Source organism: Coleofasciculus sp. B1-GNL1-01 (assembly GCF_040220235.1).
In the GTDB taxonomy this organism is placed as follows: domain Bacteria; phylum Cyanobacteriota; class Cyanobacteriia; order Cyanobacteriales; family Coleofasciculaceae; genus Coleofasciculus.
Genome location: NZ_JAVJTO010000049.1, coordinates 41,702 through 67,987 on the forward strand (window position 1 = coordinate 41,702; position 26,286 = coordinate 67,987).

28 protein-coding genes are annotated in these 26,286 nt (G+C 45.3%); 7 read left to right on the plus strand and 21 right to left on the minus strand.

Annotated features, from left to right (window positions below):
* Positions 1-479 precede the first annotated feature (479 nt).
* The gene (locus RID53_RS11750) at positions 480-1,163 is read right to left on the minus strand and encodes a hypothetical protein (RefSeq protein WP_446388276.1); all 684 of its coding nucleotides are present in this window, start codon (positions 1,161-1,163) and stop codon (positions 480-482) included.
* 9 nt (positions 1,164-1,172) lie between these two features.
* Complete coding sequence (locus RID53_RS11755; protein ID WP_446388277.1) at positions 1,173-1,403, minus strand: ribbon-helix-helix domain-containing protein; 231 nt, start codon at positions 1,401-1,403, stop codon at positions 1,173-1,175.
* Between the two features lie 187 nt (positions 1,404-1,590).
* Between RID53_RS11755 and RID53_RS11760 the strand changes: the two genes are divergently transcribed.
* A complete protein-coding gene (locus RID53_RS11760) occupies positions 1,591-1,995 on the plus strand; it encodes a DUF4276 family protein (RefSeq protein WP_446388278.1) in 405 nt (134 codons plus the stop codon).
* Between the two features lie 42 nt (positions 1,996-2,037).
* On the opposite strand, the gene RID53_RS11765 is transcribed toward RID53_RS11760, so the two are convergent.
* The 4 genes from RID53_RS11765 to bchB form a co-directional block, all read right to left on the minus strand.
* On the minus strand, positions 2,038-2,478 hold the full coding sequence (locus RID53_RS11765) for a DUF2188 domain-containing protein (protein WP_446388279.1): 441 nt from the start codon (positions 2,476-2,478) through the stop codon (positions 2,038-2,040).
* Positions 2,466-2,807, minus strand: coding sequence for a PBECR2 nuclease fold domain-containing protein (locus RID53_RS11770; protein WP_446388280.1), 342 nt, complete (start codon positions 2,805-2,807; stop codon positions 2,466-2,468). Before RID53_RS11770 ends, RID53_RS11765 begins: the two co-directional genes overlap by 13 nt.
* Positions 2,808-2,870: 63 nt before the next feature.
* On the minus strand, positions 2,871-3,167 hold the full coding sequence (locus RID53_RS11775) for a hypothetical protein (protein ID WP_446388281.1): 297 nt from the start codon (positions 3,165-3,167) through the stop codon (positions 2,871-2,873).
* Between the two features lie 92 nt (positions 3,168-3,259).
* On the minus strand, positions 3,260-4,786 hold the full coding sequence (bchB, locus tag RID53_RS11780) for a ferredoxin:protochlorophyllide reductase (ATP-dependent) subunit B (protein ID WP_446388282.1): 1,527 nt from the start codon (positions 4,784-4,786) through the stop codon (positions 3,260-3,262).
* Positions 4,787-5,128: 342 nt separating this feature from the next.
* Here bchB and RID53_RS11785 point away from each other — a divergent pair, with 342 nt between their 5' ends.
* Complete coding sequence (locus RID53_RS11785) at positions 5,129-5,818, plus strand: Uma2 family endonuclease (RefSeq protein ID WP_446388283.1); 690 nt, start codon at positions 5,129-5,131, stop codon at positions 5,816-5,818.
* Positions 5,819-5,971: 153 nt separating this feature from the next.
* Here RID53_RS11785 and RID53_RS11790 read toward each other — a convergent pair whose 3' ends face one another.
* The 6 genes from RID53_RS11790 to RID53_RS11815 all read right to left on the minus strand — a co-directional run bounded on the left by RID53_RS11790 (position 5,972) and on the right by RID53_RS11815 (position 10,800).
* Positions 5,972-6,427, minus strand: a complete 456-nt coding sequence (locus RID53_RS11790) for an HNH endonuclease (protein ID WP_446388284.1) — start codon at positions 6,425-6,427, stop codon at positions 5,972-5,974.
* Positions 6,428-6,450: 23 nt separating this feature from the next.
* Positions 6,451-6,873 (minus strand): hypothetical protein, encoded by a 423-nt coding sequence (locus tag RID53_RS11795; protein ID WP_446388285.1) that lies wholly within the window; start codon positions 6,871-6,873, stop codon positions 6,451-6,453.
* A gap of 12 nt (positions 6,874-6,885) precedes the next feature.
* Positions 6,886-7,470 (minus strand): hypothetical protein, encoded by a 585-nt coding sequence (locus RID53_RS11800; RefSeq protein WP_446388286.1) that lies wholly within the window; start codon positions 7,468-7,470, stop codon positions 6,886-6,888.
* Between the two features lie 104 nt (positions 7,471-7,574).
* The gene (locus RID53_RS11805; protein ID WP_446388287.1) at positions 7,575-9,059 is read right to left on the minus strand and encodes an HlyD family efflux transporter periplasmic adaptor subunit; all 1,485 of its coding nucleotides are present in this window, start codon (positions 9,057-9,059) and stop codon (positions 7,575-7,577) included.
* Between the two features lie 412 nt (positions 9,060-9,471).
* The gene (locus RID53_RS11810; RefSeq protein WP_446388288.1) at positions 9,472-10,083 is read right to left on the minus strand and encodes a hypothetical protein; all 612 of its coding nucleotides are present in this window, start codon (positions 10,081-10,083) and stop codon (positions 9,472-9,474) included.
* Positions 10,084-10,515: 432 nt separating this feature from the next.
* On the minus strand, positions 10,516-10,800 hold the full coding sequence (locus RID53_RS11815; protein WP_446388289.1) for a mersacidin/lichenicidin family type 2 lantibiotic: 285 nt from the start codon (positions 10,798-10,800) through the stop codon (positions 10,516-10,518).
* Between the two features lie 122 nt (positions 10,801-10,922).
* On the opposite strand from RID53_RS11815, the gene RID53_RS11820 reads away from it, so the two are divergent.
* The gene (locus RID53_RS11820) at positions 10,923-14,192 is read left to right on the plus strand and encodes a type 2 lanthipeptide synthetase LanM family protein (protein ID WP_446388290.1); all 3,270 of its coding nucleotides are present in this window, start codon (positions 10,923-10,925) and stop codon (positions 14,190-14,192) included.
* A gap of 267 nt (positions 14,193-14,459) precedes the next feature.
* Here the strand turns inward: RID53_RS11820 and RID53_RS11825 are convergent, their stop codons facing one another.
* The 3 genes from RID53_RS11825 to RID53_RS11835 all read right to left on the minus strand — a co-directional run bounded on the left by RID53_RS11825 (position 14,460) and on the right by RID53_RS11835 (position 16,255).
* Entirely contained in the window at positions 14,460-14,675 is a 216-nt protein-coding gene (locus RID53_RS11825; RefSeq protein ID WP_446388291.1) for a hypothetical protein, read from the minus strand.
* Positions 14,676-14,841: 166 nt separating this feature from the next.
* Complete coding sequence (locus RID53_RS11830; protein WP_446388292.1) at positions 14,842-15,849, minus strand: radical SAM protein; 1,008 nt, start codon at positions 15,847-15,849, stop codon at positions 14,842-14,844.
* Between the two features lie 160 nt (positions 15,850-16,009).
* Entirely contained in the window at positions 16,010-16,255 is a 246-nt protein-coding gene (locus tag RID53_RS11835; protein ID WP_446388293.1) for a hypothetical protein, read from the minus strand.
* Positions 16,256-16,629: 374 nt separating this feature from the next.
* Between RID53_RS11835 and RID53_RS11840 the strand changes: the two genes are divergently transcribed.
* Together RID53_RS11840 and RID53_RS11845 are read left to right on the plus strand one after the other, a co-directional pair.
* Positions 16,630-18,783 (plus strand): peptidase domain-containing ABC transporter, encoded by a 2,154-nt coding sequence (locus tag RID53_RS11840; protein WP_446388294.1) that lies wholly within the window; start codon positions 16,630-16,632, stop codon positions 18,781-18,783.
* A gap of 1,111 nt (positions 18,784-19,894) precedes the next feature.
* Positions 19,895-21,109, plus strand: a complete 1,215-nt coding sequence (locus RID53_RS11845) for a glycosyltransferase family 4 protein (RefSeq protein WP_446388295.1) — start codon at positions 19,895-19,897, stop codon at positions 21,107-21,109.
* 270 nt (positions 21,110-21,379) lie between these two features.
* Here the strand turns inward: RID53_RS11845 and rph are convergent, their stop codons facing one another.
* The 4 genes from rph to RID53_RS11865 form a co-directional block, all read right to left on the minus strand.
* Positions 21,380-22,096, minus strand: coding sequence for a ribonuclease PH (rph, locus tag RID53_RS11850; RefSeq protein ID WP_446388296.1), 717 nt, complete (start codon positions 22,094-22,096; stop codon positions 21,380-21,382).
* 41 nt (positions 22,097-22,137) lie between these two features.
* Positions 22,138-22,734 carry an adenylate kinase gene (locus tag RID53_RS11855; RefSeq protein ID WP_446388297.1) on the minus strand — a complete coding sequence of 199 codons (597 nt, stop codon included), beginning with the start codon at positions 22,732-22,734 and terminating at the stop codon, positions 22,138-22,140.
* Between the two features lie 85 nt (positions 22,735-22,819).
* Positions 22,820-23,071 carry a hypothetical protein gene (locus RID53_RS11860; protein ID WP_446388298.1) on the minus strand — a complete coding sequence of 84 codons (252 nt, stop codon included), beginning with the start codon at positions 23,069-23,071 and terminating at the stop codon, positions 22,820-22,822.
* Positions 23,072-23,123: 52 nt separating this feature from the next.
* Complete coding sequence (locus RID53_RS11865) at positions 23,124-23,336, minus strand: hypothetical protein (RefSeq protein WP_446388299.1); 213 nt, start codon at positions 23,334-23,336, stop codon at positions 23,124-23,126.
* Between the two features lie 19 nt (positions 23,337-23,355).
* Between RID53_RS11865 and RID53_RS11870 the strand changes: the two genes are divergently transcribed.
* The gene (locus tag RID53_RS11870) at positions 23,356-23,892 is read left to right on the plus strand and encodes a P-loop NTPase family protein (RefSeq protein ID WP_446388300.1); all 537 of its coding nucleotides are present in this window, start codon (positions 23,356-23,358) and stop codon (positions 23,890-23,892) included.
* Positions 23,893-24,059: 167 nt separating this feature from the next.
* Entirely contained in the window at positions 24,060-24,956 is an 897-nt protein-coding gene (locus RID53_RS11875; protein ID WP_446388301.1) for a hypothetical protein, read from the plus strand.
* 23 nt (positions 24,957-24,979) lie between these two features.
* On the opposite strand, the gene RID53_RS11880 is transcribed toward RID53_RS11875, so the two are convergent.
* Together RID53_RS11880 and RID53_RS11885 are read right to left on the minus strand one after the other, a co-directional pair.
* On the minus strand, positions 24,980-25,459 hold the full coding sequence (locus RID53_RS11880; RefSeq protein WP_446388302.1) for an XRE family transcriptional regulator: 480 nt from the start codon (positions 25,457-25,459) through the stop codon (positions 24,980-24,982).
* 87 nt (positions 25,460-25,546) lie between these two features.
* Positions 25,547-26,269 carry a dCTP deaminase domain-containing protein gene (locus RID53_RS11885; RefSeq protein WP_446388303.1) on the minus strand — a complete coding sequence of 241 codons (723 nt, stop codon included), beginning with the start codon at positions 26,267-26,269 and terminating at the stop codon, positions 25,547-25,549.
* Between the last annotated feature and the right edge of the window lie 17 nt (positions 26,270-26,286).

Here is a 26,286-nt window from a genome sequence, read left to right on the forward strand (position 1 = left end):
TAGGGACAATTTGTAGAGGCGGGTTTAGGGACAATTTGTAGGGGCGGGTTTAGGGACAATTTGTAGGGGCGGGTTTAGGGATTCAATTAGATAGTCACCGATAAATGAACAACAAAACCCGCCCAGATTAACCATAGCTGAAAATAAATTTGACAGGTTTGCCGGACGCACGTCGGTGCGCCCCTACGATGGTGAAATAGATTTTACAGGTTTTGAATTCGTCATAGAGATGATAGGGATGGCAAAAGTTGTAGGGGCGAGTCGCTGTTCAAATATAGCGGTGTGAAGATTAACTTGTCTCGACTCGCCCTGGTCTCAATGTACGCCGTGTCAGATAATTACTGATACTTGATGCAGGGCGACCCGATAAAATTGATGGATGGGTTATGTTGATTTTGTACGGCGGGTCGCCCCTACAGATATCTTGACCAATAACGCTAAGTGCGATCGCACAACTCGAACCCCCAGATATAATCCTACTACCGCAAGAGTTGCAACGTCCCCTGAATTCGTTCAAACGCCTGTTGATACACCGCCTCATTGCCACTTCCTTTAGCCAGACGAAGCACAATAATATCTTGACCATCGCGACTGGGAAGCACAATAGTCTCGAACTCGTACAATCCTGTAGACTGGAATGCGATCGCGTCTTGATTGGCGACCTGTTGCTGAGTATAATTCTGGGGGGATACAAAATACTCAGAACGGCTTTCTACCCAGTCTTGTAACGAGAGGCGATCGGGATTACGATAAACCCAAAGGCTAACGTTGGCTGGCAATTCTGTACCCTCAAATTCATTTGTCTGCATCGCCTCATAGTCAGCCTGCGTCCATACCTCTACGGTTCCCCGCCGCATTTCAGACTCAGCATCGGACTGTTTATTCGTATCATCAACAACAAACCCCTCTGGATACTCGAAGCGAATACCCAAAGACTCGTTTTTATAAGTAGTTTGGCTATCCGTTGACGATGAGTTAGTCTGAGTGGCTGGTTCGGTAGAACTGGAGGAAGTTACAGATTCAGCAGACGTTCCCGGAGAATTCACCCCAGAGGGAGGTTCTGCTTGACAAGCGATAATCAGTCCCAAACTCACACCGTACAATACTCGACCCAAAAACCAGGGGATGCGACTGTTAGTTATCCATTCGCGCTGAATTGACATAAACCATCATTATCTGCCTTTATCTGGTTTTTCTCGCTTGGGTGGTATCTGTCCGGTTTTTTGAGCTTCTAATACAGCCACCTCAATCAAAAAGGCAGCTAAACTCGCTCTGGGTCTGCCTTGGTTGTCTGCCCATTGCTCTAAAGTGTCATAAATATAGTCGGGAATTGTAACGTGAATACGTTTGCTCACTACCAACAGTTGACGTTCATTATCGCTTTTAATCTTACAGGTCTGCACTCGTAAATAGGGCGTTAGCTACAAATTAGCTACAAAAAAAGCCCAAAGTATGCTATAATTTAGGGCTATTCATTTTTGTGATACTCTTGAAATGAACGCGAAACGTTCAAAGTCAGAAGCCAGTCTCGCGCCCTAGACAAGCATCGGACTGGCTCTGGCTCCCACTTACATAGGAGATAATTTCATTATGCTATATCAAGAGCGTCTCAAGCCTTGGATTGTGGTTAATCTGCTGCCAAATTTCCAACGAGTCGTTATGGTGGGAAATAACCCCAATTTTTATCCCCATGCTGCGTCCTATGAATTTGAAGCTTGGCTTTTACCATTTTGGTCAACTATTCAGAAACTGGCTAAACATAACAAGTCGGCTCCCAGTGGCAATCCTGAGAAAGTTAATCATGATAATCCGCCTTCCCAGCGAATTAAAGAAATCTTTGAATTAGGGAAAAGTTCCCGGAGTTATAATAAAGCGCGTGATGCAAAAAAAATCTTAGAGCAAAACGATCTAATGGATGCTATTGAAGCTTGTTCCGAATTAAAGGCGTTTATCAATACAATTTTATCTTTGTCTGGAAGAGACGCAATTCTGTAACCCAGGTACAAGTTATTTTATTCAGATAAGTCAAGACTATGCCTATCTTTCTTTTCGACGCTGCAATAAAGCATCCATCGCCGGATTAATCAATTCTTGAATCTCGCCATTTTCCCTGTGAATTACGACCTCAAGCCATTGGTGGCGTGCTATTTCCATCGCCCAGTTAATCGCGGCTTCTTGAGTAGGGAACACTTTAACATTGTCCTGGATAGCGTCTTGAATAACTGCCCATCCGGCTGCATGAGGTGCTACATGTAACTTAGAATTGAGTTCCTTTTGTACTCGTTCCCGCAGTCCAATCACCGTAATACCCACGATGGCTTGGCTGTTCTCATCATATCGAGCAATGACTCCCTCACCAAGTTCTACCGTTAAGGTTGGTAGTGACTGTCCCAAGGACAGATAGAGAACATCCGCGTCTTGGTCGTAGTGTCCTGTGATCGTGGGAGAATCTTCTAAAATTCTGATTATAGTGTCCATATAATTCGCCTATTGGTTGAGGGACGCTTTCTAAGATAGGCTGTTATGATATATCCATCGTAACCGCTACGTTCTCGATAAACCACCATCAGATACTTTTGGTTGCCAGGAATTTCCGGATAGAGGCGAACCGCGACCAAAGTACTTGTATCATTCCCTTGTTGAATCAAATCCGGATCTTCCAGGGTTTCTAAAATAAAGCTGTAATAAGGTTGCATTTCAGGATGTCCGTCCGGTCTGATAATATGATCCCACCGCTCACGAGTTAAACGGATGGGAACCCCATTCACTGAACGCCCAATCCATAGTATGTTTTTTCCCTGTGTCATTGGGTCTGGAATTTAAGCAATATGACTTATACATTTTGAACATTTTAAGTCGGTTTCTTACTCCTATCTAGACCTCGTATTCAGTTCGATGCGACTGAGAAGGTCAATGATCGCGATTAGCGCTTGGGTGATGACGTAGACGATTAAACAGCCGATTATACCTTGCAACAGCACAACCAGTAAGGGGAAGACTACAGCAAGGATGTTTGCTCCAGCAGTGCCAACCTGGAAAAATCCCGTCCCAAACAAAAAAATTAGACTGAAAGCAACAACAAGGAAATAGCCAAAATACTGAATTCTTTTCAGATTGGAAATAAATCTTGTATACAGTTTACCTTGCTCAGAATTCCCCTGTGTCATTTTCCGCCAAACCTTACTTTTACAGCAATGAGAGTGTCCCCAGCTAGGAAACACTCTCATGCTACTACAAGGTGTGCGATCGCGAAGTCCTTCTAAGCGCCGACAGATTCTTTAGCAGCGTACATCACCTCAAGGGAAATCTCCGTAAACCCTCGCTCCCGGGCAAATTTCTCTGTATTTCGCTTCACTTTACCGCGCACGAAACCAGGAACTTTATTCAATTCCGCTTGCGCTTCTTTATTCCAATTCAAGTCAGAATCAGCGGAAATTCCTTTGGTAATTACTTCCTTGGTATCATGACCGCCGAAGATTTCCAATAGGTGATCTTCCATTCCCAAAGTGAAGGAATTATAGACCAAATCCGCAATCTGATTCGTCCCTTCGTAACCCATAAAGGGTTTATACCCAATCGGGAAGTTTTGAATATGAATCGGTGCTGCAATCACACCACAGGGAATATCCAACCGCTTACCTACATGGCGTTCCATCTGAGTGCCAAAAATAGCCGACGGTTCAATCCGGGCGATCGCATCACCAATTTTGCCGTTATCATCACTAATTAGGATCTCGTCACAGTACTCGCTCACCTGTTCCTTGAACCAGTCCGCGTCGTACTTGCAGTAGGTTCCCGCTAGTACCACATGAATCCCCATCTCCCGTGCCAAAATCTTGGTCATCGCCGCCGCGTGGGTATTGTCACCAAAGACAACGGCTTTCTTTCCAGTTAAATTCTGACAGTCAATGGAACGGGAGAACCAAGCGGCTTGGGACACATACAGCGTCTGATTATCAATAAACTCCTCGTAATTGACATCAGCACCTTGCTGGTTGAGTACCTGCTGAATCTTACGGATACACCGCGCTGTTTCCACGACTCCCATCGGCGTGATATCCACATAAGGCATATCAAACTCGGCTTCCAGGTAACGCGCCGCCATTGTACCGATTTCCCGATAAGGCACTAAATTAAACCAAGCGCGAGGCAAATTCTTCAGATTGTGAACTGATGCGCCTTCTGGAATCACCTCGTTGACTTCAATCCCCAAATCAGCCATTAACCGCTTCAATTCCGTGCAGTCGTGCTGGTTGTGGAAACCGAGAGTGGAAATGCCAATGATGTTCACTGAGGGTTTTTCCGTCTTCCCTTCGGGTAATTCCCCTTTCTTGTTCGCTTTCTTCAGGTAAAACTGGACGATCTGTTCTAAAGTGCGATCGGCGGCTTGCAGTTCATTCACCCGATAGTGGTTCACATCTGCCAGCATCACATCGCTGTTGGCTTCAAGTTCGGCGCGTTCGACGAAGTTAGCCAAATCTTCTTGGAGAATGCTGGAGGTGCAGGTGGGGGTCAATACAATCAAATCCGGGGTGACTTCCTTATCCTTACGGACGATATTGTCCACCACTTTTTCCTGAGAACCCCGTGCTAAAACGTGCCGATCAACGATGCTGGCGGTGACTGGAGTGTAGTCTCGTTCCCGTTCCAGCATCGATCGCATCACGTTAAAATAATCATCGCCCAGTGGTGCATGCATGATCGCGTGGACATTCTTAAACGAACTAGCAACGCGGAGAGTGCCAATGTGAGCCGGACCTGCATACATCCAGTAAGCTAATTTCATACGAGTTTCTCCCTTGTATTAGTTGCACAAAGCCCAATTGAGGACGAATGGGCAGTGTTATCGATAAGTTTATGGTTGAGGTCGTTTCTGATTGTCTCAGACTTTTCGCATTTCGTGAGTAGGTATTTACGCGGATTGTCATGGTGGGAAAATCGCCAAAACCCCTTGAGTGACTGGAATTCAGCCTCCCAAATAAACAACTCTCCTGTTGTTTATTGCAATTATTCTTAAACTTTCGCGAAATTCCTCAACGTTCTGGTTGCACGCTTAACAGTCCTATGGAGTAATAGCCGATAGGATCTAGGGATAGAGACATCAACAGACAAGCGACAATAGCAATCTATGGTTCAAACTTCTTTCCAACAAGAGTCTTTACCTCCAGCGCTTGAAAGTGGCGATCGCTTAAATCGTTATGAATTTGAGCGTCGTTATAATGCGATGCATTCTCTCAAGAAAGCTGAACTGATTGAAGGAGTTGTTTACTTGCCTGCTGCACTGCGTTTTAGAAGTCATGGTCAACCCCACGCCAATTTAATCTTATGGCTAGGCAATTATCAAGTGGCGACATCTGGGCTTGAGTTGGGGATTGAACCTACCGTTCGTTTAGATTTGGATAACGTACCCCAACCTGATGCTGTATTGTTAATTGATGAAAATGCAGGTGGACAGGCGAGACTCAGTGAAGATGATTATATTGAGGGTGCGCCAGAGTTAGTAGCCGAGATTGCAGCGAGTAGTGTGGCGATTGACTTGCATGATAAGAAACGGGCGTATCGTCGGAATGGGGTGCGAGAATATATTGTTTGGCAAGTGTGTGAACGGAGGCTTGATTGGTTTTACTTGCAACAGGGGGAGTATGTATCGTTACCCGTGGATGCAGGAAATGTGATCCGGAGTCGAGTGTTTCCCGGATTGTGGCTAGCTGCAGGTGATTTGTTAGCAGGAAATATGGCGAGGGTGTTGTCGGTGTTGCAAGAAGGTTTAGCTTCCCCACAATATGCAGCCTTTGTCAAAGAGTTGACAAAGCAATAGGGAAATTAGTTTGCTCACTATAATAGTATTTGTGAAGAGATAGTGAACGTTAAACTAATGTATAACTTGACGGATAGCCAAAAATGTCGAGTGGTGCGAACACGCGACAATTTACGAGTTATGATTGAAGCCTAACGGTTTAACGTGCTGACTTTATTGATTTGCCTTCAGTGATTTCAGCAATTGCCTGGGGCGAAATAGTTGGATATCTTGATAGTGATCGGGATAGTGGATAAATAGATAATGTTCGTACTCGTACCAGTGCATTTCACCTTTTTCCCGATTGCAGCTACGGCAAATGACCCACAGATTTCTAAAGTCTAAGGATAGCCAGGGATATTGCGATCGCGGAAGTTTGTGATCGATGGTTCTTCCACCCACATCGGCAAATCGGCTACCACAAACTGGACAATGCCAATCCGAATTATTTCTCACCCAGTCTTTGCTCTGTTGAGTTGTGCCGCATTCAGCACTACCATTGACATAACGCCAGTGATCAAACTTGCGATAGTCTTCTAAATCTTGGTGAGTTAGTTTATGATAACGTTTTTTACCAACCTTATCGGCTACTTTAAAGAGATCTTCGAGATTTTTATCCTCAAGGTTCATGATCGATCGGATTGTGACGTAATTTAGCGATTTTTATAGCGAGATTGCCGTGATGAACGAGACATCTGACTGTAATCAATTACTTCTACGTCCGTTTCCGGAAATTGCTGGTCAACTAAGTCTGATACTGCATTCACTTCCGCCGCCATTTCTTGATTAAACGCTTCTATTTCTTCAGGCGTTTGGTATTTTTTACCGATGCGATCAGCTTCTAAGAACAATTCTTCTAAGGTGGGTTGTTCATCCGCGTCCGGCTGAGCCAGTAACTCATTAATTTTTTGATAGAGCTGAATCACATTATCCCAGCCAACATTTTTATATCCGTTTTCTTTGAGCCAGACTTGATGATTTTTCGGCAATTTACTCCGACGAATTGAATTTGAGTGCTGGACTTCACGATAGCCCATACCGCTAAATGTGCGACTTTGGTGTTTTCGCCTTGCCATACTAATTTACCCCTACCCTAACGTCCACCGAAACAGTCTGATCAACGCTTTGCGAATCTCGCTATCCTCATATTCCAACAACATTTTAGTATCTCGCGCTAACCGTAGTCGAATTTGGTCAACAATATTCTTTAAATCTTTGTTATCTTTTTTAAGTTTTTCATTAGCGTCAACCAACTCATCATTGTGAGTGGTTAGACTCTGCACTTTGCCTGATAATATTTTTCCCTGATCCGATAACTGCTTAATCTGTGCTTCGAGTTTTTCTTGTTCCTGGGATAGCTGATCCCTGTGAGTGACTAGGGAGGTATTTGACTTCTCTAGCTTGGCGATATCTTTTTCTAACTTTTCATGCTCTACTTGAAGAGATTTGAGCTTTTTCTGTGCTTGACTCCGCTGCTGACCAAAGTTACGATTATTTTGGCTGAGTTTTTCATTTTTGGCAATGAATGACTCAACCAGCTTGGTTGCACTCGGTTGATCTTGTAGCAGGTTCAATAACTGTTCACACTCTACCGCAGATAGAGATTGGGTAATGTTCTTATTAATGCCGTATGTAGATTTCAGCGTATCTTGAAGAGTACTCTTGGTTGGCATTCACCTTCTCCTTCAGAGGTCTATTTTCACTATACCTCACGCAGCGTAGCTGTAATACCGACACTTAACTATTGGGTGTGGGGTGTGGGGATTATGGATACCGATCACAAGTCTGTAAGCAATCTCGCTTTTCTGAGAATGAAGGTCAAAACGGTTTCTTCGGTGGTAACAATATCGGCTCTCCCTTCCATACCCGATTGAATCAGACAATTTTGTCCATTAGAATTCAACTGCAAACGTTCGGGCTGAATGGTTACGTCGTAAGCCGGACTCGCTGTAGTTGTAGTCGTATTAACACCATTCTGTTGCGGTGAAATGGCGTCTGGAGAAATGGTGTGAACTGTACCGGGAAGTGTACCGTAGTCGGGATAGGAACAGGCAGAAACGCGCATTTGTACTCGTTGACCTGTTTCCACTTTACCGATATCCTGAGAGGGGACTTGAGCTTTAATCACTAAGGGCGCTTCACTGGGAGCAATTTGGGCAATCGCATCTCCGGAATTGACGACTTGTTCAGTGTTGCGGAGATTCAGTTGCTGGATAATCCCAGACGCCGAAGCGCGAATCACAGTACCCGTGAGTTCGGTTTCCACTTGTTTGAGTTCATTTCTATCTCGGTTGAGTTGGTTTTGCAGTTCCACCCGCCTCTGGATTAATTGTTCCCGTTCCTGGTTTAATCGGGATAGGCTGGCTTCTCCCGTAGCTCGTTCTTGGGCGATTTTCTCTTGGGCGATCGCAACAGTAGCATTACTGGGATTGAGGTGGACTAATGCCCCTTCTAGTCTAGCTTGGGCTGCATCAACGGCGGCGACGAGTCGTTCGATGTCTTGTTTTTGGGCTTCAACGGTGGCTTTTTGGGCTTCTAGGGCTTGTTCTTGTTGAGTGACAGACAGTTGGGCTTCCTGGAATTGATCCTGAGACAAAGCGCCCGATTCAGCAATGGGTTTATAGCGATCGCGTCTAGCTTTAGCAGCGTTTAAGGCGGCTTCGGTGGATTTTAAGTTCGCCTGGGCTGATTGTAACTGCGCCTGTTGTCGTTGTAAATCCTCTTGGGCTTGGGTTAAATTGGCTTCAGCTTCTTGAACTTGAGTTTGGCTGGTGATTTGTTGATCGCGATAATCCCGTTGGCTGTGATTGAGTTCAGCTTTAGCGGAAGCGATAGTTCGTTGAGTGCGATCGCGTTCTGCTGTAATCTGTCTATCTAGGGCAATAATCTGGGCGTCGATTTGCCGAAGTTGTTGTTGATTTTGGTTTAGGTTACTTTGTAGCTGACTTTTTTGCGTTTGCAGCCGGGAGTCGTCAATCGTAGCAATACTATCCCCTTGTTTAACGGGTTGGTTTTCTTTGACGTGGATACTTTTAACGGTTCCTTGAGTGGCGGCTTGTACCAGACGCAGTTCACCCGCTGGACGAATTGTAGCAGGGGCTTTTACGGTAATGTTGTATTTTGTGAAAGCAGCAAGGGCTACCGCGACGCCACAGGTTCCTACTAGAAACAGTCCGCCAAGGGTTGTCCAGCGACTGATTGGCGGGAGAAACTCGTCACTTTGAATGGGGCGGAGGACAGTAGGGTTGGATTCACTAAACATGGCACAATCACGCTAGTTTTTATCAGTATAGATCCACTCATTTGCCTGATGGTATACCCGTAGGGGCGCACTGACGTGCGCCCGAAAAATCCCCAAAGGAACTCCAACAATTTTGAATAAGGGCGAGTGTTGTGGAAAGGTTTTCGGTTAAGCTGTTTGGCATTTAAACCTTAATGTTAATAATGCCAAAATCCTTGTAGTGCGAGCATCTTGCTCGCTAACCATTCCCAATTTCACCGCCAAATCTATCCCACAATTTTAGCTGTGTCACGTCAGTAGGTTGGGTTGAGCGAAGTCGAAACCCAACGGAATCTGGGGCTAAAGTTCCCTTACTACAAGCCAGCAAGGGTTTGGGAGTTGTGCAGCAAACCCCAATTAGGGCATTAGGGCGCACGTCGGTGCGCCCCTACGGTTATAAAGATGTTTCGTAACTATCCACAATGAATTGAAAAATACCCAGAATTTTCTCCAGTTCATTAATATAATATCGCTGGTTATCCACCCAAACACAACTGCCCTCTAACTTCAAAAATTGCCAATCTTCTCCCGTAGTTACACAGCCGTAAATCCCTGAAATTGAGTTATCTTCTAGCTCGTTAAACCGTTGCGATCCCAACATTTGGGCAATGCACTGACCTAAACCCCCTTTAATATCGCTTTTTTTTGCTTCTACCAAAGACACAATCGGAGCCTGCATTGTCAGCGAAACGGGACTTTTAGCCAAGATAAAATCACATTCTCCTTTCAACCCTTGCTCCTCGTCTACATCCAGCTTTTCGCCAGAATAAATGGAGAGTTTATTCGGATTTCGTCGCTCTAGCTCAATTAAAATGGGGGCAATAATAAATTCTGATCGGGCTTTTTCACTGGAGGAAGACAGGGCTAATTTAAGGCTGTAGCTGAGGGTTTCCTGTAGCCAGTGACTCGGTTCTAAGGTGGCGACATCCCTGAAAAGTTGAACCGATTGTTCGGTTAGTCCAAAAGCTTTTTTGACCTGAGTCAATGAAAAATCGCTGTATGCCATAGCAGCCGTTCAGAACTAGAGGAAGATTGTCCAAGGACTAATTTGCTAAATTAGATAAACATGAACAACACGTCTCCCCCACCTGTAGGGGTTCTTCTATGCCTATTCGTGTCAACTTAATATGACCCTTACCCCTTCTAATTTTCAAGCTATGGGGTTTCTGCTCCCCCGGCTATGGGAGAAGGGCGGGTTTAGTCAAGTTATCAGTTGGGTACAAAATGTTATTGGTAAAACCCGCCCCTACACCCCCCGATTTAATAGATCTTTACCTTAAGTTAAATGTTACTGACTTTAGAGTTTGTAGTCAGCGCTGTCTTCGCTTCTGGCACGCTTCGTGCCTACTACAAAACCCGCTTAAGTCAGTGACATTCACCTTAAGTTGACACCAATGGGCAATGCCGTGTCCCTACTCAATTGCTTTCCCCTATATCTTTATTTTCTCCAAGGATCGGGAGTCGGCTTAAACACGGTAAATCCCTCAAAAATCGTCTGATTAAAAATCGTCCATGGACAGGCTAAAGCAGAAGGGCAAGCATCAACCCAAGATAAGTTGGGGATTTCAATTTGAAACCCACCAGCCACTGCTTCCATCTCCGTATCGGTTAGGTCTTCAACTAGCCCAGCCGGATTCTCCGGTAACTGCGCCTGTTCCTCTTCACTCAGGCTCCTGCGGTACTCCTCATCTTTCCAAGCCCGGATGATATCAATGTTTGACATGGATACTTAAGAGAGTAAACTATTTGTAAAATATAGAACTAAACTCCGAAAAAGTCAATAAGTATTTTTACGGGTTGACTTTTATAAAAAAACACCTCAGTTACATCGAACTTGCTCCTGCCATGGATACTATGGATAAACCTAGCTTCTCATCTTCCGCCTGGTATCAAGCCGTCACCTTAATAGAACGCATGGCATCGCTGAATTCAGTTGAAAGGAATACAGAGAATAGCAAAGTTGATACGAATTTCGCTGAGCGTAGAAGAGAGCGGTGGCAATCCCAACCTCCTTTCAACACAGACTCATACTTCGCTCAACGTCTGGCAATTGATGGCATGACTGAGGATGAATTGATTTACCTCCTCGGTGAGCCAATTGAAGCGGTAAAAAATCGTTTACCTGATGTTCCCGATTGGCTACAGAAGTTAGCAGATGGATTTGCAAATTATAAGGAAACTAATACTAGCGTAATTCCGCCTCCAGAAGAGTTGGGAGAGCAAAAAGAAGCGGGTTTTTTGTACGCCATTGAGCCGCTAATCAACCAAGGGATTGAGCGGCTAAAAAAAGGAATTGAATCGCTGATTCAGAACCAATCGGATTTGCCCTTTGACCCCAACACAGTAGCCCGGTTGCTATTTGCCAATCTGCCAGGGGAATTGCTGTGGAGGTTGAGTCGCACCATGGTGCTGGAATTAAATGTGGCTCGTTTACAAGGGCAACTAGAGGGCGAGACGGCTGAAGCACGATTTTTCAGCTTCTTACAACGCTTACGCGATTGCGACATTGCCCTCTCTCTACTCCAAGAGTACCCGGTTCTGGCTCGACAAGTTGTTATCTGTATTAATTATTGGGTTACATTTAGTCTAGAATTTATCCAACACCTCTGTGCTGATTGGGAGGCTATTTGCACCACATTTACACCAGAAGCCGATCCAGGTGTATTAGTACAACTCGATACAGGTGCGGGAGACAAACATCGAGGCGGGCGTTCGGTAATAATTGCCACGTTTAGTTCGGGCTTTCAGATAGTCTATAAGCCTAAATCTCTAGCAATAGACGTGCATTTTCAGCAACTCCTCACTTGGCTGAATGAACGGGGCAATCACCCCCCATTTCGTACCCTCAAGGTGATTAATCGCCATACCTACGGCTGGGTGGAATTTGTTCATACCCAACCTTGTAATTCCCCAGACGCCGTTCAGCGTTTTTACCAACGGCAAGGGGGTTACTTGGCATTACTCTATGCTGTAGGCGCAACCGATTTCCACAAAGAAAATTTAATCGCCGTCGGTGAAGATCCAGTTCTAATTGATTTAGAATCCCTGTTTCATCCGGAAAGTGAGGAATTTGATTCTCAAAAATCCCTGTTTGTTGCTAGTAAAAAGATAGTTGACTCCGTTTTACGGGTAGGATTACTCCCGCAGCGAATATGGGCAAATCGGGAATCTGAGGGGGTGGATCTGAGTGGTTTAGGGGGTGCTGCAGGGCAAATGACGCCAAATCCTGTACCGTCTTGGGTGGGAATGGGTACCGATGAGATGCGGTTGACGAAAGAGCGGAAGGCGATGCCAGGAAGTCAGAATCGCCCTAGGCTTAATGATACTGAGGTGAATGTTCTTGACTACACCGACGCGATCGCAACTGGGTTTACAAACGTTTATCAGTTACTCCTGAATCACCGAGACGAGTTGTTATCAGACAATGGCATATTAGCCCAGTTTGCAGAGGATGAAGTGCGGGTGATCTTGCGCCCCACCCAAACTTATGGGTTACTATTACAGGATAGTTTTCATCCCGACTTGTTACGAAATGCCTTGGATCGCGATCGCTTTTTTGATCGCCTCTGGCAGGAAGTTCCCCGTCGCCCGCATCTGACAAAAGTCATTCTGGCTGAACGGGATGATTTGTGGCAGGGTGATATTCCTATGTTTACCACGCGCCCCAATTCCCGCCATCTGTGGAATAGTGCTAACCAGCAAATTGCTGATTTTTTCACCGAATCGGGAATGACACGGGTACAACGCCGCCTTCAGCAACTGAGTGAAGCGGATTTAACTCGCCAACTGTGGTTTATTCAGGCTTCCCTGACAACCTTATCCGTGGATGGGGATAAGGCAGGATGGACAAGGTATCATCTTAAGGAAACCCAGACTCCTGTCACTCGCGAACAACTTTTGGCGGCGGCTTGTCGAATAGGCGATCGCATCGAAACCTTAGCCTTGCGGGGGGAGGAAGATGTTACCTGGCTAGGGTTAACCTTAATTAAGGCACGCCATTGGACATTATTACCCTTGGGAATGGATCTCTATGATGGCATACCCGGAATCGCTCTATTCTTAGCGTATCTGGGCGCGATCGCAAAAGAGGAACGCTACACTCAATTGGCACGAGTTGCCTTAAGTTCCATTCAACATCTGGTAGGGGAAAGTCCTTCTTCGATTCCTTCTATTGGGGGGTTCAGTGGCTGGGGCGGAATTATCTACAGTTTCACTCATTTAAGTGTACTGTGGCAGCAACCGGAACTTTTGGCTGAGGCTGAAGGATTACTCGATCATCTCACAGAACGTATTGAAGGGGACGAACAATTCGATATAATTGGCGGTGCGGCTGGGTGCATTGGCAGTTTGCTGAGTTTGTATCACTGTAATCCTTCTCAACGCATACTGGATACAGCTATTCAATGTGGCGATCATCTGCTGGCTTGCGCCCAAAAGATGGCGGTGGGGATTGGTTGGATGCCCGTGGGTGTGGGCAAAAAGCCCCTGACAGGATTCTCCCACGGTGCAGCGGGGATAGCCTGGGCATTGCTGGAACTTGCTGCTGTCACAGGGGAGGAACGATTTCAGGAAGCAGCACTCTATGCGATCGCTTATGAACGCAGTCTCTTTTCCCCAGATGTCGGAAATTGGCCCGATTTACGCGAATTTGAGACGACGGTGCGTTCTGGAAACCCAGGACAAGTCAACTATATGACAGCTTGGTGTCACGGTGCTATGGGAATTGGATTAGCTCGATTACTTTCTATGCCTCATCTCCATGATACCGAAACTCGTACAGAAATCGACACCGCCCTCAAAACGACTCTTGCTCAAGGATTCGGGATGAATCATTCCTTATGTCATGGCGACTTGGGTAATTTAGAATTACTCCTGCAAGCCAGTCTTACCCTCAATGATTCCCAGTGGCAAGAGCATTTAAATCGTTTGAGCGCTATGATTCTCCAGAGTATCGATGAATATGGCTGGCTGTGTGGAGTCCCTTTAAGCGTTGAAACACCAGGATTAATGACAGGATTAGCCGGGATTGGTTATCAACTGTTGCGATTAGCCCAACCTGATTATATCCCCTCAGTGCTGGTGCTTGAATCTCCTACTTTTAACCATAACCGTTAGAATGCCAGCAATGTATTCGGCTTGTAGTAAGGGCTTTAGCCCTATATCCTGTTGAGTCGTCAACCCAACCTACAATGCTATTCTGGCGGATGGTTTGGGTCATTTCGGCAAGGTATTATCAAAAGTATTTTCCAGCGTTGGAAAGCTTATTTGGATCTTCTCAATAGCTTGTGATTTTGTTGAGTTAGGGTTTATTGCCTAACCCTAAATGAAATCCCCAACTTATACCAAAAGTTGGGGATCTATATCGAAATCTAGAGTATAAATTTAGTTAACACCACCTACAAAGTGTTGCAATATGCCAACTGTAGCTCCACCTACATACGCCTGCACACCACCGACATACGCCTTAGCCACACCACCGACATACGCCATAACACTACTTTGGAGGTTCGCACTACCTACGTAAGTCCCACCAATTATCTGCTCCTGCTCTTTTGCTTCTAGTTCCTGCCACAATTTATCTTCTTGAGAATGTTTCACATTCATCTTCATTCTTCTTTTTTCCTTATTTTTCGATTGATATTAATAAGCTTATAGAGATTATAACAAAGATAAGCTTAAATAGTCTAGATCTAATGCTAATATCGCTCATTCTGGCACAGTGACCAAATATGAGAGTTTTACGACTTTTCCAAAATGTTTGCCCTCATGCCTCGGCGTGAGAGGCGATTGCTTCATACCAGTCAGTGATGGGTATCTCAGTCGGTGCCGTTAGCTCATCAAATACCCGACGGCAAAGTTCTAAAAAGGAAGGGTAGCATTCCCGACGCCAATTAGCCGCCAGTTGCCTGAGAGACGCTTGTCGCAAATTTCCCAGAGCATATTGGCGAGCAAATCCATGTTGAATTGGCACAACTGTACCATCAGCCTCAATAATCAGTGGCGATAAAATATCAGCAAATAAGCCCTCCGTATTCTCAAGTAAAGACGTATCTGCAAACACCATACCAGGATATGCCCGCAACACATCTCGGTGGGCAAGATCAACTTGCACATACAAACGATCCCCAAAGGCTTTTTGCAGGCGCATCCCTTGCAGATAGGCATAGGCGGATTGGTTCTCGTTTGCTCTTACTCCCGCTAAACGCTCCTTGGCACGTCCAACTTCTTCAAGGGGATGAATCTGCAATAATTTCGCTCCTTGTTCAATGGCGAAATTGGCTACCCAGTCTAAGTCCTGAAGATTGTACCGTGTTAGAGTAAAAATAAATCCGAAAGGAATGCCCGATTGTCGAAGCCCTTCAAGTCTTGATGCCATTATCTCAAAAGCTTGATCTAAAGAGCGCATTCGGTTATGGAATGCCGGTACACCGTCAAGACTAATTGCGAGTAAATCCACCCGGTTACGTAACTTTTCCAGGTGTTTCTCATCTAAGAGCATCCCATTGGAGGTAACGGTTGTCACCATACCACATTGATGAGCCTTTTCCAGCAGCTTGTCGAGTGGTTTATAAACAAGGGGTTCTCCACCTGAAATGTTAGCAACTGTATAGCCTTCCGCACTAGCGTCAGCTATTGCCTGTTGGAGAAGTACCTCATCCAGTTCCTCCTGTTCTTGAGGGCTAGAAGAGGAGTAGCAATGAAGACATTGTAGATTACATCTTCGAGTTGGGTGGATGTGTAGAATTTTCCGACACTCTCCAGTTGATGCCATAAAATCATGCTACTCCAAGCACTACAAACTTCCTAAAATGTTTAGGGAGCGCACTCCCCATAACGCTGTCATTTTCATGATTTCAGTCTTCAGGTGGGTGTGGGTGATGCTCACCTGACCTAAAAATGTGACGTTGTTTTTGGGACGACTTTTTAACGGCTCAAAAACGATGTATATTTTGCATTAAAAAGGGAGGAATAGGTATTCCAATTGGAAATAATGTGAAGGGCTTACTTAGAAAGAGACCCGTTATACTTGGTTGAGGCTGAGGCTCACCCAGACCTGTTATATTCGGTTGAGGCTGAGGCTCACCTAAGAAAGTAGAAACTTGTGTTCCCCCTTTCAACTCTTCTAGTTCTTCAGGGGTAAGTTCGACAAACAATTCTTTATCTTTAAATTCTTCCATTTTCCCTTAACCTAGAACAAGCAAATTGACATATCCGATACATTACCACTAGAATCTTAAAACGTCAAATGGCGCGTAGTACGCCATGACTGTATAGAAATATCGTTCGTCTAAATTGGTCGTGAAATAGCTATCCTTGCTTAAGCAAGCTTTGACGCCTCATCTAGATTCCACCAGACTTATGCTCCCCATTCGGCACTTCAACTTGAAGCTTGTTTTTTCGGACAATGAAATCGGGGTAAACACAAGTATTTATACCTAGTTCAATTCTTCAAAAATTCAAAAGAACATTTATCGGGTTAGGATTGTTGTGGAAAATAAGGCTTGCTCGGCAAGAGTCAATAACGATACAATAAGGTTTTGCCTTCTTAGCGGTGACCAAATATCAGAGTGTTCTCCAACACAGCGAAGAAGACTGCGGTGCAGCTTGTCTGGCTACAATTACCAAACACCACGGGCGTACCTTTACCATTAGTCGTATCCGAGAAGCCGTTGGCACCGGACAACAGGGAACCACTTTATTAGGACTTAAACGAGGCGCGGAAGCCCTAGGTTTTAATGCTCGTTCCGTTAAAGCCACCCCGGAAATCCTCGACAAACTAGATCAAGCCCCCTTACCCGCCGTCATTCACTGGATGGGCTATCACTGGGTTGTATTATATGGGCAACGAGGCAGAAAATACATCATCGCTGATCCCGCCGTCGGTATCCGTTATCTGTCCAAATCCGAACTCGCCCAAGGTTGGATAAATGGCGTAATGCTCTTACTTCAACCTGATTCTAGTCGCTTTTTTGCCCAACCCGATGATAGTGATAAACCCAGTGGCTTTATCCGCTTTCTCAAGCGCGTCTTACCCTATCAAGGCATTCTCGGCGAAGCCTTATTAATTAACCTGGTTCTTGGTTTACTTTCCCTAGCTTACCCCTTCTTCATTCAAATTCTCACCGATGAGGTGTTGGTACAGGGGGATACCCAGTTGCTAACGGGTGTAGTCGTTGCGGTGATGGTGATGAACCTGGTGCAAAGCAGCCTACAACTCGTACAATCGAATCTAATTGCCCACTTTGCCCAACGCTTAGAATTGGGACTTGTCCTGGAATTCGGACGGCAAATCCTGCGCCTTCCCTTAAGTTACTACGAATCCCGTCGCAGTGGCGAAATCGTCAGCCGTCTCCGTGATATCCGCGAAATTAACCAACTCGTCTCCCAAGCGATTATCAGCCTCCCCAGTCAGTTTTTTATTGCCCTAGTTTCCTTGGGTTTCATGCTGTTCTATAGCTGGAAACTCACGATTGCGGCGGCGGTAATTGCTGTGTTAATGACCCTTTCCACCATCATTTTCCTCCCTACTCTGCAACAGAAAACTCGCCGACTTTTAGTCACCGATGCCGAAAATCAAGGGGTTTTAGTCGAAACCTTTAAAGGCGCACTCACCCTAAAAACTACCAACGCCGCCCCCCAAGCCTGGGAGGAATTTCAAAGTCGTTTTGGTCGCCTTGCGAATGTCACCTTCCGCACCATTCAAATTGCCATTTATAATAATGTATTCTCTGGATTAGTCTCCAGCATCGGTAGTATTGCCTTACTCTGGTTTGGGAGTCGCCTAGTTATTGGAAATGACTTAACCATCGGTCAATTGCTGGCATTTAACAGCATGAATGGTAACTTTACCACCTTTATCAAAACCACAATTACCTTTGTGGATGAATTCACCCGTGCCAAAACCGCGACAGAACGATTAACCGAAGTCATCGACGCCACTCCAGAAACCCCAGATGACAGCAAAAAACCCTTTGCCAAAATTCCCGACGCGGCGGATATTATCTGCACCAATCTTAACTTTCATCATACCGGACGAGTGAACCTGCTCACCGATTTTTCCCTTACCATTCCCGGTGAAAAAGTCACCGCCTTAATTGGCAAATCCGGCTGTGGTAAAAGCACCTTAGCCAAACTCATCGCCAGTCTCTATTCCCTGCAATCGGGTAATATTCGCATTGGCATTTATAATCTCCAGGATCTCTCTCTAGACTGTTTACGACAACAAGTTATTTTAGTTCCCCAAGAACCCCATTTTTGGAGTCGTTCCATTTTAGAAAACTTCCTCTTCAGCTATCCCAACGCCACGTTTGAGCAAATTGTCACCGCCTGTCAAATTGCCAATGCAGATGAATTTATTACGCAACTTCCCGATAAATATCAAACAGTTTTAGGTGAATTCGGTGCCAATCTTTCTGGGGGACAACGACAGCGATTAGCCATTGCTAGAGCAATTGTTACTGATCCGCCCATACTCATATTAGACGAATCAACAGGCGCTCTTGACCCCGTAGGTGAAGCCGAAGTTCTAGACAAATTACTGTTTCATCGCCAAGGCAAAACTACAATAATGATTAGCCACCGCCCTCGCGTAATCAACCGCGCCGATTGGATTGTCCTCCTGGAAAATGGACAACTCAAACTAACGGGAACTCCCGATGAATTACGCTGCTTGGAAGGAACTCATCTAGACTTCCTAAACCCTTAACCCTCAACTAAAGTTGGGGCTAAAAGCTAAAACCCGTTGAAACGGGTTCAAAGAGTTAATTCATTTCTTTCCAGGCTATGGGAGTCAGCGCCATTTAGCTTAAGTTCGTAGTTGCGCTTGTAGTTGCGCTTTAGCGCCGGTCACAAACTGACGTGGCACAAGTAAAATGGAGAAACAATAAATAATATTAACTTACCCTGCATCCAGTATCAATAAATATCTGACACCGCATACCTTTAAACAAGAGCGAGTCCAAACAAGTTAACCCTAAACCGCCGACGATAAACAGCGACTCGCCCCTACAACCTAACCGCGATAAACCCCACAATCTCAATTGAATCAATACCCATCCCAATCTAGTGGCGTGGCACACCTAATTTGGTTGATTAGATTCGGTTTGTAGTAGGGGATGCGAGCCCTAGATTCCGCCCTAGTAACATGCGTCAACCTAACCTACAACCTATTCCACAATTTTAGCTTGGCACACCTTATTTAATGAATTAGAATTACGCCCGGAAACTGTAGGGGCGCATGGCGTGCGCCCGATTCAATGGTAAAATCTATTCCACCTAGGTTGGGTTGGCAACTGTTACCAAACAGAATCTAGGGCTAAAGCCCTTACTACAAACTAAAGCGAATTTGGTATAACTTCCCCATAGCCGCGATCGCGTATACTACATTAACCTAATAATGTCAAAAAAAAATTCTATTTTTTACAAAAATACATGCATCCAAGCTCTACAGTTTTTTGCGCCTATATGTGCCAAATTAGCGCATAAATCTCGCTAAATCAGGCATTTCAGCGACTGATGAACCGGATTTATCTAAAACTAGACACACTAAGCCACAATTTTCAATTCTACCAAATCGCTGAACCAACGCAAACTCGTCGCTAATTGAGAATAATTCTCACACTTTTTTTCCCCGTAACGTTCTGTAAATCAACAAATTTCTAATCTAAACCCATGAAAACGAAAACGTTTAATTATCACCCACAGACTCGACTCTGAACGAATCCCCGATCTGTGATAATGGATCACGAGATCCCCCAGTTATCGAGGAAAAAGTCCACAAGAGAAAAACTGTATCCCAGACTACGAAACATCATCTGATGCGAATCTTATTTTTGCATTCCAACTTTCCCGCCCAATTCCGCCACCTCGCCGTTAGCTTGGCGCAAGACCCGCGTCACCAGGTTGTCTTTGGCACAACCCGCAAAGAAGGTCAACTACCTGGTGTTGCCAAAGCCATCTACGCACCCTCCCGCCAAGCCCGTCCAGAAACTCATCACTACGTCCGCCCCTTGGAAAATGCAGTGCTCCAAGGGCAAGCGGTTTATCGCCTGTGTGAACAACTCAAAGCCCAAGGGTTTATCCCCGATGTGGTTTACGGTCATTCCGGTTGGGGTCCAACCTTCTTTATCAAAGACAGTTTCCCGAAGGCGAAACTATTATGCTATTTCGAGTGGTTTTATCACGCTCATGGTTCAGACGCCGACTTCGATCCAGCAGAACCCCTCAACGCCGACGACGAAGCCCGGATTCGGATCAAAAACGCGCCGATTCTGATTGATTTATACAGTTGCGATCGCGGACTCTCCCCCACCCATTGGCAGCAGCAACAGTTCCCCCCAGAGTATCGGGATAAAATTACGGTACACCATGATGGGATTGACACCAACTTTTTTCAACCAAAACCAGGACACAAATTAGTCCTACCTCGGTTAAATTTAGACCTATCTCACGTCGAGGAACTTGTCACTTATGTCGCCAGAGGGATGGAACCCTATCGCGGCTTTCCTCAGTTGATGGAAACCATTGCCTTACTCCAAGAAAAACGCCCCCATTGTCATGTGGTTATTGTCGGCGAAAATCGTGTCGCCTATGGGAAATCCCTTCCGGATGGCAAAACCTATAAGGATGTCATGCTGGAAAAATTTCCTCTGGATCTCAACCGCGTACATTTTACCGGCTTACTTCCCTATCCCGATTATCTGCAAGTATTACAAGCTTCTTCCGTTCATATTTATTTAACTCGTCCCTTTGTTTTATCCTGGTCAATGTTAGAAGCCTTATCAACAGCCTGTTTAGTGGTGGCGTCGAACACCGCACCTGTGACTGAGGTTATCCAGGATGGGGTAAATGGTCTATTAGCCGACTTCTTTTCGCCCCAAGCCATAGCTGAACGGGTGGAAGAGGTGCTGAATCATCCTAACGGTATGGCGGCGTTGCGATTTCAAGCGCGAAAAACGATTCTGGAGCGTTATGATTTATCTCAATTATTGACGCAGCATATCCAGTGGATCGAACAAGCTAATACGTTGTAAATCAATTACCTTCTTTGGTAGATTAGCTTGGGTTCGTAGTAGGGAACCTTAGCCTAGATTCTGTTGGGTTGAGCGAAGTCGAAACCCAACCTACAACCTATTCCACGATTTTAGCTGTGCCACGCCACTACTGGCTTGGCGCACCTAATTTAGTGGATTAGCCTTATACCCAGAAAACTTATACAATTAGAGGCTAAAGCCCCTACTACGAACCTAATCTATCCCACGATTTTAGCTGTGTCAGTCCACTACAAGAAGTTTTAATTCGGATTAGCTTAAGGCGTGACGTTGAGCGTCTAATAACTCCTGAATTCCTTTTTCTGCCAAATCAATTAACTGATTAAGTTGAGTCCGACTAAAGCTTTCTTCTTCCGCTGTTCCCTGAATTTCAATAATGTTTAATTCGTCGTTCATGACAATATTGAAATCCGTTTGCGCGGCGACATCTTCTTCGTACTTTAAATCCAAAAACGGCTCACCCGCCAACAGTCCCACCGAAACCGCCGCGATTTGGTGACGGATTGGCGATCGCTCTAAGTCTCCAGCTTGGACTAATTTATCTAACGCTTCAGCTAGGGCGACGTATCCGCCAGTAATCGAAGCGGTACGAGTTCCTGCATCAGCTTGCAACACATCCGCATCCACAAAAACGGTGCGTTCTCCTAAGGCGGTTAAATCGACAGCCGCTCTTAAACTGCGTCCAATCAATCGTTGAATTTCTTGAGTTCGACCCGATAGTTTAAGTAATTCCCGGGTTTGGCGTTGGGGTGTGGCGCCGGGAAGCATCCGATACTCGGCGGTTAACCAACCACTACCTGTTCCTTCCAGAAACCGAGGAATTCCCTCCTGAATGGTGACATTACACAATACTTGGGTATCACCGCACTTGGTCAATACAGAACCCGGTGCAAATTTAGTGAATCCGCGTACAAAACTGATGGGACGGAGTTGGTTGGGTTGGCGATGATCAGGACGTTGCCAAGACATGGTACTACTTCTTTGTAAGAACGGGGTTGGGTCAAAAAAGGTTAATCGTCCAGTTCAAGTTTATGTAAGATATTCTGCTGAACTTGCTCTGGCGGTTGGTCACCGTTTATCGTTAACAGCTTTTGACGATAGTCATAGTACTCCAGGATGGGAACCGTGCGCTCGTGAAATAACTCGATGCGGCGCGGGACAATTTCGGGATGGTCATCCAGACGAGACTTGGTTGATGGGGTGCTATCTTGAGCTTGGTTTTGGGATCGCGCCACGGAACGAGTCATCATCACTGATTCGGGTACAGTTAAGTAAATTGCCCAATCTAGCTGCTGATTTAAGTCCTCCAGCAGAAAATCTAATTCCTCAGCTTGGAACGCGGTACGGGGATATCCCTCTAACACCCACCCTTTCGCCGTGTCAGTTTCCAGCAGGCGTTGACGCATGAATTCGATCAGGATTTCATCCGGGACTAATTCTCCCTTCTCGACATAAGGCTGCGCCTTTCGACCTAAGTCAGTTTGAGATGCGATCGCGCGACGCAAAATGTTACCACTGGAAATTTCCACGATCCCCAAATAGCGACACAACTGTCGCGCCTGTGTGCTTTTCCCTGAACCTGGACCTCCCAGAATCACCAGTCTCACGATAATAGCTCCTCTGTTCCTAGCCTGGACAAGTCTTTCATGACAAATGTTGCACAAATCCTTTGCATCTGGGCAGGTTTTGACACTACTGACCGTCATTTTGCCACGAATCCCCGTGGATGAACATTCTCCAGATTAAGGTATCTTCCCCATCTCCCTCATCTCCCTCATCTCCCTCATCTTCCCCATCTCCCTCATCTTCCCCATCTCCCTCATCTCCCTCATCTTCCCTATCTCCCCCATCTTCCCTTCGGGACTCACTCTTGACGGACTTGTAGATATGGTGTTTGATTAGGGATGCCACTGAAAAAAATACGCTATATCTTGTTCGCTGCATCGTTGAATTTCTAGTTAGGTTCCTTGAGGTACTTGTGGGTTTTGTGATACAGTTACAATGTAGGCAGGGATCGGGCAAAAGGGAGGACGTGTTGGATTTGAGTTAAGTTGTAAACGGCTATAATCCCCAGCCCAAAAGGATTCGGTGGAATAGCGGCTTTGGGCGATCGCCAGACATAGTGAAAAGCGAATTTTGCCAAAAAGCTAGACAAAGTGACCATGAGACACTGATCAAGGAAGGCTTGAGCAGTGTCCATCAGATTCATTGCTCTTTAATTGTTGACTATGGTTTCCCAGTTAGAAACTCCTACCCTTAATTCAGCGCATCACCTGACCTACAGCCTAGAAGGGCTGGTGCAAGTCTTTACCAGTTCCCAGCGCAGCTTTTTTACCAATGTGATTGCTCAAGGCTTGAGAATAGCTGGACAGGGGACACCTGTGCTGGTGGTTCAGTTTCTCAAAGGGGGTATTGGTCAAGGACACCAGCATCCAATTCGGTTAGGACAGTATTTAGAATGGATTCGCTGTGACTTGCCACGCTATATTGATACCCCAGAATTAGATGAGGCAGAACATAGTTCGCTCAAGCAATTGTGGCATCATACTCAGCAGGTGGTGTATGAGGGGAAATACTCTGTCGTTGTCCTCGATGAATTGAGTTTAGCGATCAACTATGGCTTAATCCCCCTCAGTGAAGTATTGAGATTTCTGGAAAGTCGCCCCAGTTCAGTAGATATTATTCTCACAGGACCCGATATGCCCCCAGAACTGTTGGAGGTGGCTGACCAAATTACAGAAATTCGTCGCAGTCATCAGCCTTAGCCGCTATAAGCTGAAGCGGTGACAAGTTACTTGAATAGTAGGCAGGGTGTGGGGTGTAGGGTGTGGGGTGTAGGGAAAAATTGCACCCCTCTGTTAGTTTGGTACAGGATTGAGTAGAACACTGTACAATGTTAACCTGAACGTGTTTTGTCGCAAGGTACAGTGACATGGCAGCGGAAGCGAGAGCGGTTCGTTTCCAGGTTGGAAACATTGAGGTTTCTGGTTATCAGCTAACCTCTGATCAGGATCAGCGTCTATTGTTCACCCACAGGCAAATCGCCGAAGTCGTGGGTAAAAGCAAGGGGACAGCGCAAAAGTTTTGTAAATCAAACGAAAACAACTTGCCAGAAACGGTTAGGACAGTGGTTCCAGACAAACCCAGACCGATCGCGTTATCATCCTGGGATGCCGCCGTAGCATTTTGGCAATATCAAGCGGATGCAGGAAATGAGACGGCAAAGGCTTTGGTGGAAGCGGCGAATTCCACATCCTTAGAGACTCTCCAAATTAAAACAGCCAGTGATATCGAGTCAGTTGAGACTCCCTATCCCAAAGACATCGAAGGTGCGATCGCGGCGTTACCCCAAACCGAGGAATTCCCCCTCGATAATGAACTCCAGCAACTGGATCAGGGGTTACGGTTAATCGCCAAATGGTTAGAAGAAGCGGGATTGGATCAACGTGCGATCGCGTCTTGGAAATTGAATGTCATCAGCCAGCGTTTTCCGGCTTTAGCCAGTGCAGCCAACGAAGCACAGCAGCTTTTAGTCACCCATTCGGTTGAGGAACCATCCGGGATGATCGCCTCCCAAGTCGCTGAGAAGGTGTCACAGCAATTAGGACGAAACGTTAAAGCGGCTCAAGTCAACGCCGCACTCCATGAATTAGGCATTCAGGAATGGACTAAACCGGGTTCGAGAGAGCGACGACTTACCGAAAAAGGAAAAGCATACGGGCGAGCCATGCTAGCCACATCTAAAACGAATGCCTGGAGTGGAGCGCAACTGAGATGGTTTGATAATGTTGTGCCGTTGTTATGTGAATATTTGAAACCTTCCCAATAAAGTATGCCCCAGTTCGACCAGCCTTAGCCATAATCTATCGGTAATGAAAGAGGTTGTGTTGGATTCTCGGTACTCCACTGCTCTAGAATCTTTTGCAAACGAGCTAAGGCATCTTCATCGCTACTAAACTTAATTTCAGAAATAACAGTGGGGATACCTCTAGGGAATCGTGATATATTTTTATCTTTTTCGTAAAGTAGAATCAAAGGGATCTTATGGATTTCTGCATAAGCTAATTCCATGCCAACGCCAAAAGAAGGACAACCCAGGTAGGCGATGACTAAATCTGACGAACTAACTTGGCGCTTGTCTGTCTCAAAAACTTGTCGAGGGCTAACATCAGGGTTATTAATGGGATCGGTTTTAAGATGGGGAACATAGGCTTGAAATTCCATCGTTTCACAAAGCGCCCCAATCGATTCATAAAATACCTTGAGTTTTAAAGGATTTTCAACTCCAGTTAATGCACCTGAAATGTAAATTTGTGCTTTATTTTGATTCATAATTTAATAGATAAAGATGCCTAATTAAATTGTTGAATTCAGGATAATTTATTTCAAATATATATATTTTTTTCTAAAATGAATTCATTATTTAGCTTTTAATATCTCGACAACAAAAGGACTTATACCACCGATAACAGCCGCTAAAGAAGCCCCGATAACTGGATTAATTAAAGAAGTGAAAATACCAATAGCTAAAGCGACAACTGCAAAAGAAGCCATCCAGAATAATCGAGTTTGACGTTCCCTTCTTTCTCTGTCTTTCTCGTATTGTGTTTCTTGCGCCTGTCGTTGTTTTTCTTGATTAGCCTTCTCTCTAAGCTGCTGCCAGATGTCGTCTCTGTCAGGAGGTCTTCCGACAGAGCCTTTGGCTTGAGATTCTACTCTGAAAAAGCAAATTGTACACAAAGAATCTCCAAATCTAAGTTCTACAGGACTATCACGATAATTGTGGCAAGAGATTAAGAGTTTGCCAGTCCATCCTGGATCTACAGTAGTAGAGATGTGAGATAATCCTTGAGAAGTAACTCGTGTAGCCATTGCATGAATAGTTGCTCCTACTTCCCTGGATAAACTAATCGACTCCAATGTCTCAATCACTACTGTATCCCTAGGTGCAATTTCAATTCGACCGTTTCTTTCAATCTCTACTTCAAGTTTATTATTCCAGGAGAATCCTCTTTGACCAACTCGTAAATCATAACCAACAGGTGTCAAATATTTTTTTTCAAAAGGCTCTATTGCAATTCCCGTATCGGGATGTATTTTTTTCGATTCTATTTGTTTTTCAATATCAACATCGCTTAACACAGTCCTTTCCCTCAATT